The organism is Streptomyces sp. NPDC037083 (assembly GCF_055606485.1).
This window is the reverse complement of sequence record NZ_JBVJSQ010000003.1, coordinates 708,330-722,066: the sequence shown is the minus strand read 5'-3', so window position 1 is coordinate 722,066 and position 13,737 is coordinate 708,330. Positions and strand designations below refer to the sequence as shown.

General features: G+C 74.5%; 7 protein-coding genes. 1 reads left to right on the top strand and 6 read right to left on the bottom strand.

What is annotated here, in order from left to right; all coding sequences use genetic code 11:
• Window positions 1-7 precede the first annotated feature (7 nt).
• Window positions 8-727 carry a flavodoxin family protein gene (locus tag ACZ7DE_RS11690; RefSeq protein ID WP_470759873.1) on the bottom strand — a complete coding sequence of 240 codons (720 nt, stop codon included), beginning with the start codon at window positions 725-727 and terminating at the stop codon, window positions 8-10.
• 124 nt (window positions 728-851) lie between these two features.
• Between ACZ7DE_RS11690 and ACZ7DE_RS11685 the strand changes: the two genes are divergently transcribed.
• A complete protein-coding gene (locus ACZ7DE_RS11685) occupies window positions 852-1,850 on the top strand; it encodes an NAD-dependent epimerase/dehydratase family protein (protein WP_470759871.1) in 999 nt (332 codons plus the stop codon).
• Window positions 1,851-1,918: 68 nt separating this feature from the next.
• Here ACZ7DE_RS11685 and ACZ7DE_RS11680 read toward each other — a convergent pair whose 3' ends face one another.
• The 5 genes from ACZ7DE_RS11680 to ACZ7DE_RS11660 form a co-directional block, all read right to left on the bottom strand.
• Complete coding sequence (locus ACZ7DE_RS11680) at window positions 1,919-2,377, bottom strand: hypothetical protein (protein WP_470759869.1); 459 nt, start codon at window positions 2,375-2,377, stop codon at window positions 1,919-1,921.
• The gene (locus ACZ7DE_RS11675) at window positions 2,377-3,609 is read right to left on the bottom strand and encodes a molybdopterin-dependent oxidoreductase (RefSeq protein ID WP_470759867.1); all 1,233 of its coding nucleotides are present in this window, start codon (window positions 3,607-3,609) and stop codon (window positions 2,377-2,379) included. Before ACZ7DE_RS11675 ends, ACZ7DE_RS11680 begins: the two co-directional genes overlap by 1 nt.
• A 108-nt stretch (window positions 3,610-3,717) precedes the next feature.
• Complete coding sequence (locus ACZ7DE_RS11670; protein WP_470759865.1) at window positions 3,718-4,800, bottom strand: class I SAM-dependent methyltransferase; 1,083 nt, start codon at window positions 4,798-4,800, stop codon at window positions 3,718-3,720.
• A gap of 150 nt (window positions 4,801-4,950) precedes the next feature.
• On the bottom strand, window positions 4,951-11,076 hold the full coding sequence (locus ACZ7DE_RS11665) for a hypothetical protein (protein WP_470759863.1): 6,126 nt from the start codon (window positions 11,074-11,076) through the stop codon (window positions 4,951-4,953).
• Window positions 11,077-11,137: 61 nt separating this feature from the next.
• Window positions 11,138-13,705 carry a hypothetical protein gene (locus ACZ7DE_RS11660; protein WP_470759861.1) on the bottom strand — a complete coding sequence of 856 codons (2,568 nt, stop codon included), beginning with the start codon at window positions 13,703-13,705 and terminating at the stop codon, window positions 11,138-11,140.
• Window positions 13,706-13,737: the final 32 nt, after the last annotated feature.

Genomic DNA, 13,737 nt, shown 5'->3' with positions numbered 1-13,737 from the left:
GGCCGCGTCAGCGGTAGTCCGGGTTGGGTGCGTCGAGGCGGCAGCCCGCGTCCCACTCCGAGCGCTGGTTGCCGTGGGCGGGCACGCCGCCTGAGCGCTTGAGGAGCGCCCCGAGGTGCATGAGGTTCCAGGTCATGAAAGTGGTGTTGCGGTTGGTGAAGTCGTTCTCCGGGCCGCCGGAGCCGGGGTCCAGGTAGGACGGCCCGGGGCCGGCCGGGCCGATCCAGCCCGCGTCGGCCTGGGGCGGGATCGTGTAGCCGAGGTGCTGCAGGCTGTAGAGGATGTTCATCGCGCAGTGTTTGACGCCGTCCTCGTTGCCGGTGATCAGACAGCCGCCCACACGGCCGTAATAGGCGTACTGGCCCTGGGAGTTGAGCAGACCGGAGCCGCTGTAGAGCCGCTCGATCACCTTCTTCGTCACCGAGCTGTTGTCGCCCAGCCAGATGGGTCCGGCCAGTACCAGGATGTCGGCGGCCATCACCCTCTCGTGCAGCGCCGGCCAGGCGTCCGTGGCGAAGCCGTGCTCGGTCATGTCGGGGTAGACGCCGGGAGCGATGTCGTGGTCGACGGCCCGGACCTCGGACGTGCTCACTCCGCACCGGTCCATGATGGCCCGGCTCCTGTCGACCAGCCCCTGGGTGTGACTGAGCTGAGGGGACGGTTTGAGGGTGCAGTTGATGTAGAGCGCGGTGAGGTCGTCGAAGCGGTAGGAGGGGGAAGCGTCCATGCGCGGCAGCGTCTCGCGCGGGTGGCGGTTTGTCCCGGTACGACGCGCCTGCGGGGTCTTACGGAGTGGTGACATGCCCGGCGGGTCACGGTCTCCCGCTCGGCCGCGGGCCTAGCGTGGCCGTATGCGTGTACTGGTCACCGGCGGTGCCGGGTTCATCGGGTCCCATGTGGTCGACGCCCTGCGGGCACACGGCCACGAGCCGCTCGTGTACGACGTCCGGGAGAACCCGGCCGACGACGTGCGCGACCCCGCCGCGGTCGCCCGCGCGCTCGCGGGCGTCGACGCGGTCTGCCATCAGGCGGCGATGGTCGGGCTCGGCGACGGAGTCGCGGACGCGGCGGAGTACGTCTCCCGCAACGACCTCGGCACGGCCGTGCTGCTCGCCGCGATGGCCGGGGCGGACGTGCGGCGTCTCGTGCTGGCCGGGTCGATGGTCGTGTACGGGGAGGGGCGCTACGCGTGCCCGCGGCACGGGGTGGTGCGGCCGGGGCCGCGGGCCGTCGACGACCTGGACGCCGGGCGCTTCGAGCCGCCGTGCCCGGTCTGCGGGCAGGACCTCGCCCCCGGGCCGGTCGCCGAGGACGCGCCCGCCGACCCCCGCAACGTGTACGCCGCGACCAAGCTGGCGCAGGAGCACCTGGCCGCCGCCTGGGCCCGGTCGACGGGCGGATCGGCGGTGTCGCTGCGCTACCACAACGTGTACGGGCCCCGGATGCCCCGCGACACCCCGTACGCGGGGGTGGCCTCCTTCTTCCGCTCGGCGCTCGCCCGGGGCGAGGCACCGTGCGTCTTCGAGGACGGACGGCAGCGTCGGGACTTCGTGCACGTGCGCGACGTCGCCGCCGCGAACGTGGCCGCGCTGGAGGGTGACGCGCCGGGCGGGGCCCTGACGGCGTACAACACCGGCAGCGGCGAGCCCCACACCGTCGGCGAGATGGCGCGTGCGCTGGCCGGCGCGTACGGCGGCCCCCAGCCCGTCGTCACGGGCGCGTACCGGCTCGGCGACGTCCGCCACATCACCGCGGACTCCTCGCGGCTGCGGGCCGAGCTGGGCTGGAAGCCGCAGGTCGGCTTCGAGGACGGCATGCGGGAATTCGCCCGAGCCGGACTGCGCGGCTGATGAACGGCCCTGGCCCGGGACCTGCTTCCCGCGACCGCTCGGGTCGCGGGAAGCAGGTCCCGGGGCAGTCAGTGGGCGGCAGGTGGCCGCCGCTTCGGCGCCCGGTGCAGCCGTAGCGCCAGCAGCAGCGCCGAGACGCCGAACAACACGGCTGTGATCAGCAGCCACCGGGCGAGGAACCCGTCCGGCGACAGTCCGGTGGCCGACCGGTAGCGCCGGTCCGTCATCCCGCTGATCAGCGGGAACCACACGAGCAGGAGCAGGGCGGAGAAGGCGGCCGGTACGCGTACGTACATCGCCCACTCCCGGCGGCCCGCCGCGCCGAGGCCTCCTACGACCGCGCGGTCCACCGCCGCGTACAGCGGCAGCAGGACCAGGTCGTGCAGCAGCGCCGCACCCACCAGCCACAGCGCCACGCCGAACCAGTCGTCGGCGAGGAGACGCACGCCGGCGTAGGCGGCGAGGGCGAACGAGGCGGCCAGGACAAGGAGTTGCAGGGGGCTCCCGAGGGCGGGCCGTCGCGGCATCACAGGTCTCCGAACGTCATCCGGGCCACCCATTTGGTGTTGAGCACGCCGGGCGCGGCAGGAACGATGATGCGCGCCGGGTAGCCGTGGTCGGGGGTCAGGGGCTCGCCGTTGACGTGGAGGGCGAGCAGGGAGCGCGGGTCGGCGACCTGGTTGGCGCGCAGGGCCGCGCGGCGGAAGGCTCCGTGGCGCTGGAGCGACTCGACGAACACGTCCGGGGGGTCGCCGTCGTGGCCGACGAGCGCGGCGAGGTCACGCAGCCGTACGCCCCGCCACCACTGGTCGGACGTGGACCAGCCCTCCACGCAGGCGATGGGCAGCGCCGCGCTGTGCAGAGGGAGCCGAAGGAGCTGGGCACGGCTGAGCCGGACGGAGCCGGTGCGTCCCGTGACGACGAGATGCCAGGCGTCCTCGCCGGTCTCGGCCGCGTCGATGCCGGCGTACGCGGCCGTCTTGTTGATCTGGAAACCGTTCGGGCCGCTGCCGGGGTCGGCCCCGCCGTGCGGCGCGAGAAGGGCCGTGCGCCGCAGCGGGCCGTCGAAGCCCTGTCCCACGGTCGTGGCGAACAGCAGCAGCGAGCCGCCCCCGACGAACCACAGGGCGCCGCGCCGCGAGACGGTCGGGGGGTCCGGGTCCGGGGAGACCAGGTCGTCGGCCTCCTCGCCGCGCAGACGGCGCAGGTTGCGCACCGCGGCGGGGGTCTTCAGGAGGGCGTGGGCGACGAACGCCGCGAAGAACACCCACGCGCCGTAGAAGTGCAGCGGGTAGAAGGAGCCGGGGAAAACGTAGTCGAGCTGAACGTTGAGGACACCGGTCACGAACTCGAACAGCCCGCCGCCGACGAGCAACACCAAGGAGAGCCGCTCCAGCGCGTGGGCGAGGGACCGGGCCGGCGGCAGCACGAACAGCTTCGGCAGGACCGACCACAGCTTGGCCAGCAGGACGGGGATCAGGGTGACGCCTAGGGTGACGTGGACGCCCTGGGTGAGCCGGTACAGCCAGTGCGGGTTCGTCGGCCAGGCGAAGAGGTAGAAGCCGAGGACGCCCTTGTCCGGCGTCTTGTCGTTCACCGGCGACAGGTCCGGGTTGTAGGCGGCGTACGAGAGGAGTCCCGTCACGAACAGCACGGTGATGCCGACGAGCAGGACGAGGCCGAGCACCGCGGTGAACCGGGGGCCGCGCAGGGGGCTGCGCCAGAAGCCGGGTGCGGTGGGAAGGGTCGGGGCGGGCATGTCCCGACGGTAGGCGCGATCACCCCCGGCAGAGGCTGCGCGACCCATGACGAAACGCTGACGTCGTGCCGGGGCGGCGGGACGCGGCGCCGGCCACCCGCCGGTCGGTCAGCCCTTGGTCGCGGCGTAGTAGACGTTGACCGGGTCGCCCTCGATGGACTTGACGTCGATGTTCGTGAACCCGGCCGCCTCGAGCATCCGTGTCGCCGTCTCCTGACCCCACACCGTGCCGAGGCCGACTCCGCCGGTGCTGAGGGAGGTCGTCATGCAGTAGAAGACGGAGAACCCGTACAGCGCGGGCCCGAACGGATGCCCGATGTTCTTCTCCACGCTGCTGGAGGCCGCGATGTCGCCCATGAGGAACGTGCCGTCGGCACGCAGGGCACCGTGGATCGCCGCGAGCGTCTCGGCCGGCCGTGCGAGGTCGTGGATCACGTCGAAGGCGGTGATCAGGTCGTACTCGCCGGTGATCTCCGTCGAGTCCGCCACGGTGTAGTGAACGTTGTCGAGACCGGCCCGGGCCGCTGCGGCGCGCGCCGCCCCGATGCCCTCCTCCGACCGGTCCAGGCCGTGGAAGGAGCTGCGCGGGAACGCCTTCGCCAGGACGAGCGGGGCATGCCCCTGCCCCGTGCCCACGTCGAGGACGTCGACGCCGGCGCGCAGCCGCTGGGCGAGCCCCGGCACGAGGGGCACGATGACGTCCACCAGGGCCAGGTCGTAGACCCGGGCGCTCTCCTCGGCCTGCAGGGCCTGGAACCGCGGATACGCCGAGTGCGGCACCCCGCCACCCTCCCGGAAGCAGCGCACGACCTGCTGCTCCACCTCGCCCATGAGGGCGATGTAGGGCATCATCCCGGCCAGGTTGTCCGGGCCGGCCGCGGTGGTCAGGGACGCGGCGTGCTCGGGCGGCAGCGTGAACGTCTGCCGCTCCGGCTCGTAGACGACGATGCCGCCGACGACCATGCCGCCCAGCCACTCGCGCACGTACCGCTCGTCCAGGTCCGCCGCCTTGGCGATGTCGGCGCTGGTCGAGGGGGGCAGCCCGGCCATCGTGTCGAACAGGCCGCACTGGTGACCGACGCCGAGCAGGAGCGCCAGCGCCGCCTTGTTCAGCACGTCGGCGACCTCGCCGGCGAAAGCCTCCTGCCGGGCGGCGTCGGACACCGCCTGCGGGGTTTCGAAATCCGTCATGACCACTCCTTCGCCGGGCCGCTGTGAGGTGCCTCCGATGTCCGGAAGCCCTGTTTGTCAGCTTATTTCCCCCAGGGAGTCAAGGGCCTTACGGAACGAGAACGCCCGGGTCCTCGCCGCCGCCCACAACTGTTTCGTCGCGGCCGGGCGTCACGGCCAGGGTTCCGTGGGACGCACCGTGTCGAAGGCGAGGCCGCTGGAGCCCTCCCCCGTGCCGGGGGCCTTCTCCCTGCGCACCCAGCTGTGCCAGGAGCCGTCGAACCATCGGGCCAGCACCGGGCGGCGGGTGACGTACACGCCGTCCCGCGGCACCTCCTCCTCGTGCACCCACAGCTCGGGGGTGATCAGGCGGCCCTCGGGGTGTGAGTCCAGACCGGGCGCGGTGAGGTCGGCCAGCCGGAAGCGGATCTCCGCGGGGCGGACCGCCTCCGGGACGAGCGGGAACCAGTAGTCCGGCACGATGGTCTGCACCGCGTACACGGGCAGTTCCCCGGCCACGGCCTGCTCCGGCGGTGTGCCGCGCGCCCAGCGGTCCCGCCGGTCGACCGGTTCGCCCCGGTCGTCGGTGTAGTGGTGCTGCACGGCCCAGGCCAGGTTCGCCAGTTCGTCGCGGGCCAGCATCACGCGCTCCACCGGCTGCCCCGCCTGGCCGCGCTCGGTGGGCAGCACCAGAAGTCCGGACGCCGCAGGATGGTCCGGCTCGGGGCTGTACAGGGTGAACATCGACCAGGCGGGGTCGTCCTGACCGGAGCGCCGGACCAGGTGGTGGCGGCCGAAGACGTCGCGGACCAGGAGCTGGTCCAGGACGGTCAGCGAAGCGGTCGGCACTTCCAGCGGCACGAGGAACCAGTCGTTGCCGAAGACCGTGGCGAACGAGATCAGCAGCAGCCGGCCGGTGTCCAGCGTGGACACGTCCGCCGCCCCGAGGTCGACGCGCGCGTCCTCCATCTCCCAGAACCGGTCGGCCGGCAGCCCGCCGTAACGCACCGTCGAGGGCAGGCCCTCCTCGGTGAACGTGTGCCGCTCCCCCGGCGGCGCCGCTCCGGACTCCGGGTCGGGATCCACGTCCAGGCTGTACCAGTCCAGGCCGTCGCCCTGGTACTCCTCTGCGCGCAGCACCGTCCCGCCGGTGGACAGTTCGGCCGCGTACTCGAAGCGGTGCGGGTCGAAGCAGTCCGGGCCGCGCTCGGCGAGCCGTCCGGCCCACCAGGTCCGCCACCGGGCAGCCACCTCGCCGACGCGCGGGTCGGGGCCGCCGTCGAAGCCGCTCGTGTCCAGCGCCGCGGCCACCGCCACCGCGTCCGGCACCCGGCCGTCGAGCAGAGCGACCAGGCTCGCGTCGGCCTCGCCGGCCTGGAGCCGGTGGGGGGCCACCGCCGTGAGGCCGGCGCCCAGCAGCCCGGCGTCGTCGAACATCCGCAGCAGCGCGGCGCCTCCCTCGGCACGCAGCCACTCGTCGACGTGGACCGGCTCGTCCTCGACCTGGCTGTCCAGGGGCCCGGAGCGCAGGTCGTAGGGCACCCAGTCCGTGCCGCCGCCCGGCCGCCAGGCGTCGATGGGCGCACTGCTGCCGGTCATCCGGACCACCGCAGGGGAACCGGCGTCCTGGGCGGCGAACTCCCCGAACTGCCACTGCCGGGTGAGCAGCCACAGCGGGTCGTGCACCCGGGCCGCCAGTCCGGACTCCACGTCGGCGGTCCGGTGAGTCGGCTCCAGCCGGAAGGGTCCGTCCGGGTCGGTGTTCGGGCGGCGGGTCTCGATCGCGGACAGGGCGCGGCCGGTGGCTCCGTGCGGCGAGATGCGGATGCCGGGGATCAGGTCGTCCAGCATCGGCAGATCGGTGCGGTCGACGGCGCGCAGCTTGGCCAGTTCGAACGTCTCGCGCAACACCTGCACCAGACCGTCGGCCGTCCAGCCGCGCTCGAGGTTCGCAGGCACCGCGACGAGCAGGCTGTGCGGTGCCTTGGCGTCCGGCCGGTCGTAGTGGAAGGCGACTCCGGTCAGTTCGCTCTGCGGCGCGGCCCCGGCGGGCGGGACAGGCTCGGGCGGCGGGGACGGCTGATCCGATCCGGGCAGCAGTTCGATCCATTCGTCGAGGACGACGCCGGTGACGGCGGCGCCCGCGGCGGTGTCGGCCGGGGCGTGCCAGACGAGGTGGGCGGTGGCGGGCGGGCGCGGTCCCGCGGGGAAGACGCCGCCGATCCAGGCATCGCCCTCACGCACGGGATGCTGTGCCGCCCGCAGCGGTTCGGCCCGCCCGGCCCTGGTTCCGGCCAGCAGCAGCGTCTCGTGCAGGGTGCGCACCACCGGCCGTACGGCCGCGTTGCGCCGCAGCCAGTCCTCGAGGTCGGCGCCCGGCAGGTCGCTGCGGCCGGCCGGCGGCGGCGCCGGTGCGACGAGCGCCGGCAGGAGGGGGACGTCCGCGCCGAGCAGCTCGGCCAGCGCCGTGCGGGCCCGGGACAGCCAGGCTTCGGCCGAGTCCTGCGCGACGGGCTGTGCGGCCAGGTCGCGCAGCACGGCCTCGACGGGCTGTCCGGCGACCAGGGGGCTTGCGGCGAAGGCGGCGAGGCGGGTCCGCAGCCCTGCCGTGTCGACCGTGCGGCCGCCCGGTTCCTCGGGCAGGTGTGCGGGCAGCAGTGGCTGGGCGGTGGACAGCAGCGACCGGATCCGGACCGCTCGGCCGTGCAGAGCGCTCCAGCCGGGTCCGGTGAAGGCCACCGCCGTGTCCGGAGTGGCCCCCAGCGCGTTCTGCACCGCCCCGCGCAGCCCGGCCGGTTCGGTGGCGGCGGCCTCCAGGACGGTGCGCAGCGCGCCCAGCCCCAGTCGGTCGGCGGTGAGTTCGAACGGACGGTCGCTCTGCCCGTCGTCCTCCGGGCCGGGGCCGTCCTCGTGCCCGCCGGGCGGCCGGCTCAGCACCCCCGTCAGCGTCCAGCCCGCCGCCGGGCCCAGCAGATGGGCGGTCCATGCCTCCAGGGCGGGTTGCAGCGCGGCGAGCGGATCGCCGGGCCAGCCGGTCGCGGCGGAGGGTTCGTCCGGCATGAGCGCGGCCACCCGGTGGGTCAGCGCGCGGGCGCGATGCGGTGTGCGCAGGACCCGGAAGGTGTCCGGGACGTCCTCGCCGCGGCCGAGGGTGTCGGCGGTCAGGCCGGCGCGGATGGGGTTGCCTCCCACGAGCTGGTGCACGCTCTCGGCGAGCACCACGTCTCCCACCGCGTCCAGGGCGTCGGCGATGTCCTCCAGCAGCGGTGTGACCGCCGCCAGGTCGTGTTCGGGGACCACGGGTGCCCCGTCGATGGCACTGGGCAGGCCGGGAGCGCCGGCACCGGCCCGCGCGAGGGCCATCCCGTCGACGACGTTGCGCGCGGAGACCGCCTCCGCGCTGCGCGCCCACAGGTCCGTCGCGGGCGCCTCCCCCGGTGGTTCGGGCACGACCGGGAGGGGGAACTGGCGGCGGAACCGTTCGACGAGGTGGTCCAGTTTCGCGTCGTGCAGGGCTCGTTCGAACCGGTAGCCCAGCAGGGAGCCCAGGTTCTGGCCCTGCCGTACGCCGCCGAGCAGCCAGCGGGCGACACGGGCGCGGCGGGAGGTGAGGTTGACCGCGTAGGTCTGCTCGTCGGGGTCGCTGAGGAAGCCCGACCGCAGGACGGCCGCGGTGGCCGCGTGCTGCAGCGACGGCGCGTGCACGTAGCCGTCCTCCCGGGAGATCTCGACGGTGGTGTCCACGTCGTCCAGCACGATGTCGAGCTGCTCCCTCTCCTGTGGCGGGAGCAGGTTCTCCACCCAGCCGTAGCAGCCGAACCGGACGCCTTCGACGCCTGACGCCCGCAGGGCGGCCAGCCGCTTGGACGCCAGTGAGGTGACCCAGGCGTCCAGGCGGTGCGAGTGGACGTCGATGACCTCCAGCAGCAGTGCGGGCAGCCGGGTCACCGGGACGCCGGCCAGGGTCCGCAAGGCCTGTTCCAGTCGGGGCAGTGCGGCCGCGGCGCGGGCGGCGGCCGCGACGCGTTGCGCGCGCTCCTGCTCGCCCAGGCCTTCCAGCACCTCCGCCACCAGCGCGTCCACCTCGGCGGGGACGGCCAGCGCCTGACGCAGGGGGTCGTCCGTGCCCTCGCCGCCGTCGTCGCCGGGGAAGGCGGACCAGTTGGGCAGGAACAGCAGCGCGTCGAGCAGCCCACCGGCGTCGGGTGGGTCTTCCGGCGGTGTCTCGTCATCGCCGGGCGGTGTCCCGTCGTCCCCGGGCGGTGTCCCGTCGTCCCCGGGCGGTGTCCCGTCGTCCCCGGGCGGTGTCCCGTCGTCCCCGGGCGGTGTCCCGTCATCGCCGGGCGGTGTCCCGTCATCGCCCGGGGTCCCCTCCTCGTCCGGCGTCTCGCCCTCGGTCGCCGGGAGGTCGAAGAACGTGCTGCGCCGGGGCGGGGTCTCCCGGCCCGAGGACAGCTCCACGGGCCAGGCCCGGTCGTAGCCCTCGGCGTCCAGCTCGCCCGCCAGGAAGGCGCGCGCCGCGGCGAGATAGTCCGCGGTGGCCGCCGCCCGGGCCGGGAAGGCCTCGGGGTCCGGGGTGAGCCGGGTGACGAACTCCGGGATGCCGGTCTCTTCGTCCATGACCCAGCCGAGGGACGTCCACCCGTCGCCGGACGTGGTCCACCGCAGCAGGCCGTCGGGAGGCAGACCGGGCAGGCCCGGCCGGGAAGGGGGCTCGTCACGGGAGGTCTTCGGCACGGCGAAGTCCGGGCCGTCCAGTCGGCGCATGGCCAGCCCGGTCGCCACGGGCAGCCGCTGCAGCGCGTCCACCGCGACCTGGTCCACCGGCTCGCCCGGCCGCACCCTGGGGATGGGGTCGATGGCCTCCTCGTCGTTCACCGCCGCCCGCCAGCGTTCCCGCAGTCGCTGCAGCCAGGGCGCGATCAGGGCGTCGACGTCACCGATGCGCTCGGCGCGCCAGTCGTCCAGCGCGGTGACGGGGAGAACTCCGTACGGCTGGCGGCCGATCCGCAGCATCGGCAGCGGTCCACGGCTGCGGACGTGCTCGGCGAGGTGGTCGCGGACCGCCCGCCACGGCCGTTCGGGCGCGACGACGTGTTCCTGCCGGGTGGCCAGGTCCACCGCGCTCATCGCGGCCTCGGCGAACCCCTGGCCGAGCGTGGGCCAGGTGAGCAGGGTCAGCGCGGCGACGGCCGAGGGATCGCTGTCGGCGGTGCCGGAGCAGCCGCGCAGGAAGCCGGCGTCCGGCAGACCGAGGGCGGCCGCCAGAGCGTCGGCCACCGGTCGCTCGCCCTCCTGCGGGTCGGGATCCGGCCCCGGATACGCGGGAGCCGAGGACCAGCCGGAGCGAGCGCGCGGGGTGTTGTTCGTCGGGGTGCCGGACGGCAGCATGCCGAGCCCGCCGCCGAACCGGTGGCCGTGGAGCAGATCGCGCAGCCGGGCCGCGCCGTCCGCGGCCGAGTCCTCGCGCACGCCGACGACCAGCAGCTCGTCCAGGTGCTCGGTGCCGTCGGGCGGAAAGACGAGCTCGACGCCCATGCCCGCCTTGACCGCTTCGAACCAGTCGGTCTCCCAGCCCTCCTCCTCGTCCCGCAGGAGGCCGATCGGCAGCGGGTCGGGCACGGGGCGGCCGGGCTTGTCCACCACCACCTGGCCGTCCAGCAGACCGAGGAAGCGCCAGCGTTTCGGCATGGCCACCGTCTGCGGCCGGTGTTGCCGCGGGTCGTCGGGGCGCAGGCCGGGCGGCGCGGAGCCGGGGCGGCTGGCGCGCACCGCCCAGGACGCGCGGGCGGGGCGCAGCTCGGTGAGCAGCTTCTGCCAGGCGTCCGGGCCGGGGTCCCGCCAGTACTCGGCGGCCGCGGCCGCCTCGGCGGGGGTCAGTTGGGGGTCGAACGACGAGAGCAGGATGTCGTCCGGGTAGATGCGCACCCGCAGCGTGCTCGGTTCCCACCAGATGGTCTCCACCCGCACCGGCACGAAGGCGATCGGGGCGGTGTTGTCGGCGGCGAACAGGGGCGCGGCTTGCTCCATGGCACGGGTGAGTTCTTCTTCCGCCTCGGGCACCAGGGTGTTCAACCCGTCTGCTGTGCGCTGCAGTTCCGCGTGGGCGGCCTCGGCCTCGACGAGCAGTTCGGGGCTGGGGCGCTGGCCGATCTGGACGGGGTCCGGCAGACCGGCCCGGATGTGCTCCTGCAGGCGTCGCACCACGGCCAGTTGCTCGTCGGCGAGGGCCTGTGCGGCATCGGCCTCTTTGCGTGCCCGCGCCAGCTGCGCACGGGCGGCGAACGTGTCGGTCATGTCCCCGGTGCTCCTGTCCTCGGCACGGTGGCAGTCGCCACGCCGGTCGTCGCCACGGTGGTCAGCCGCCCAGCAACGTGGTGGCCCTGAAAGCCAGTTGGAACGGCTGCTGGAAGGCGATGCGGGCCATGTCGGCCGCGTCGCGGCCCCACACAGCAGGATCGGGCGGCGGTTGCCCGTTCGCGGGCGGGGTCGGTGCGGGAGGCGCCTGGCCCAGGTGGACGCACCCGCCCGCGGCCACTCCGACGCCTTCCCAGGTGAGGTCCGCCCAGGACTCCATCACCGCGGGCTGCGCACCGGAGTCGAAGCCGAACTGGGTGCCGCGCATCGGTTCACGGAACACGAAGAACCAGTCCTCGGCGCGGGCCCGCTCCTCGTCCAGGCCGGCGAACAGGTAGAGCACGGTGGACTCGTCCAGCGCGAGCGGCGTGGCCGGCACGCCGTCGAACGCGGCGGGCAGCCTGCCGCCCACCCCGCGAACGGCGAGCAGTGCGGTGCCGGGGAAGCGGCGCAGCAGCTCCCCGTGCACGAGCATCACCAGGCTTCCCGCGCCGCCGGTGCCCAACCGGCTGCCCAGCGGGGCCTCCGGCGGCCACAGCGCGATCTCCTCCACGTCCGGGTCGTCGCCGGGCCAGAACCGCGCGAACGGCGTGCCGCGCTGGTCGGTGGGGAACTCCCGCCACAGCAGCTCCCGGTTGAACTCGTGGTTGAGCCCGACGAGCAGCGCGGCGACGAACTCGGGGTTCGTCTCCAGCAGGGTCACCGAGTCGGGCGGCAGCGTGCTGATGCCCGGCAGCGCCCACTCCGGCCAGCGGGCCAGGAGTTCCTCGGCGATGGGCACGGTGAACCTCGGGTGGGCCATGACGGGCCGCAGCGGCCGGTCGTCGGTCTCGGCGCGCTCCGCCCAGAAGTCGGCGGGAATGCGGTCGGCCATCCGCCGCAGTTGCAGCCGCGTGGGGCTGATCCGGGCGCGCAGCTCGGCCGGCAGGCCGCCGTCGGGCGCTGCGTCGTCGATCACGCCCATCTGTCTGAGCCCCTGCACGAGGACCGGCTCGGGCCCTTGGCCGTCGGGCGCTTCGCCGTTCACGCCGCGGTGGGCACGGCGCGCCAGTGCGCCGTTGCGGCGGGCCAGCCGGACGAACGAGGTGTCGGCCGTGCCGATCGGCACCGCGCCTCCGGCCGAGGCCAGCAGGCCGGCCAGGGTGGCCGCGGGCGCTTCCGCCTGCGCGGCGGTGACCTTCACCCGTCCGCTCACCGGAGCCATGACGGTGACCAGGTCGGCCACCGGCAGCCGGTCGAGGTGCTTGTGCTTGGCCTGCTCGGCCGCGGCGGCGGCCAGCTCGCCGGCCGCCAGCAGCCGGTTCGCCTCCCTGATCTCCCCGACCTGCTCCCAGGCCCGGGCCATCAGGAACTCCTGCTCCAGCTGCACGTAGCGGGTGCCGAGCGCGGCGGCCACCCTGCGGCGGACCTCCAGGTTGAGCGTGCTCATCCAGCTGTCCGGCTCGGCGGGCACGGTCTGCCGGCCGGTGTGGTGACTGCCGTAGAGCGGCGGGGCGACGGCCACGACGTCCCGGTCCTCGACCGCCTCCTCGCCGGGCGCCCCCTCCTCCTGCCCGTCGCCCGGTGGCACCACCTCGGCGCGGCGCCGCGCCGGGGCGTCCAGGCGCTCACGGACGAGGGCGCGGAACCGGTCCTGGGCGGCGGGGTCGGTCCAGGTCTCGGGAGCGGCGGTACCGGGCGCCCGCAGCGCGCCGTCCATGGCCACGGTGGCCGGCCCGGCGGGGTCCTCGGCGGGCCAGGGGCGCCCGACGTCGATCGTGCGGGTGCCCAGTCCGGCCTCGGCGGCGGGCCGGAAGCGCAGCCGGCGGGCCAGTTCCTCGAAGGTGCCCGCCTTGCCGGTGCGGAAGGTCCACCAGTGGTAGACGGGCAGGTCGACGGTGTCCCTGCCGGCCACGGGCCAGGCGTCCGCCGTGGCCGCTCCCCCGGGCGACGCGTTCAGGCCCGCGTCGCGCCCGGCTGCGGTCGCGGGCACCACGGCGGCGATCCATCCACGGTCCGGCGTCAGCCGGCGCGGGCACACCAGCCGTGCCACCACATCGGCCGAGTGCTCGCGCACCCCCTGCTCCACGAGCCGTTGCACGGTGGCGAAGTCGCCGACTCCGTCGGGCAGGCGCGCCTCGACATGGGCCCACGCCCACCGCTCGTCCGGCGGGGGCAGCGCGGCGACCGGAGCGGTGAGCACCGGCAGCGGGCGCGCGTTGCGCGGCGGGGCCGCTTCGTCCTCGGCCAGCACGATCAGCGCGATCCAGGGCTGCGGGGTGGCCATCGTGGGCGCCGGTCCCGGGGACAGCAGCCAGGGCAGGTCGGCGTGTGCGAGTTCGACACTGGCCAGCACGTTCTCCGCCACGTCGGACGTGCCGGGCGGCGGTTCCTCGCGCAGCACCATGGTGCGGTCGAAGCCGAACACGTCTCCCGGACCGACCAGGGACAGCGTCGGCCCCGCCACCGACGGCTCCTCGCGGCGTCCGGCGACGTCACGGGTGAACCGCACCGCCGTGGGCAGCGCCTGACCGGTGGCCGAGGCGGCGGCGCCGACCCGCGCCGAGGAGAAGAACCATCGCGTGCTCATGTGCGACTCCCGACGGGATCGAGGGACCGTGA

Bases quoted from the DNA above. Each gene is read 5' to 3' on its own strand.
- ACZ7DE_RS11690 (WP_470759873.1), bottom strand. From the start codon at position 727: ATGGACGCTTCCCCCTCCTACCGCTTCGACGACCTCACCGCGCTCTAC.
- ACZ7DE_RS11685 (WP_470759871.1), top strand. From the start codon at position 852: ATGCGTGTACTGGTCACCGGCGGTGCCGGGTTCATCGGGTCCCATGTG.
- ACZ7DE_RS11680 (WP_470759869.1), bottom strand. From the start codon at position 2,377: ATGCCGCGACGGCCCGCCCTCGGGAGCCCCCTGCAACTCCTTGTCCTG.
- ACZ7DE_RS11675 (WP_470759867.1), bottom strand. From the start codon at position 3,609: ATGCCCGCCCCGACCCTTCCCACCGCACCCGGCTTCTGGCGCAGCCCC.
- ACZ7DE_RS11670 (WP_470759865.1), bottom strand. From the start codon at position 4,800: ATGACGGATTTCGAAACCCCGCAGGCGGTGTCCGACGCCGCCCGGCAG.
- ACZ7DE_RS11665 (WP_470759863.1), bottom strand. From the start codon at position 11,076: ATGACCGACACGTTCGCCGCCCGTGCGCAGCTGGCGCGGGCACGCAAA.
- ACZ7DE_RS11660 (WP_470759861.1), bottom strand. From the start codon at position 13,705: ATGAGCACGCGATGGTTCTTCTCCTCGGCGCGGGTCGGCGCCGCCGCC.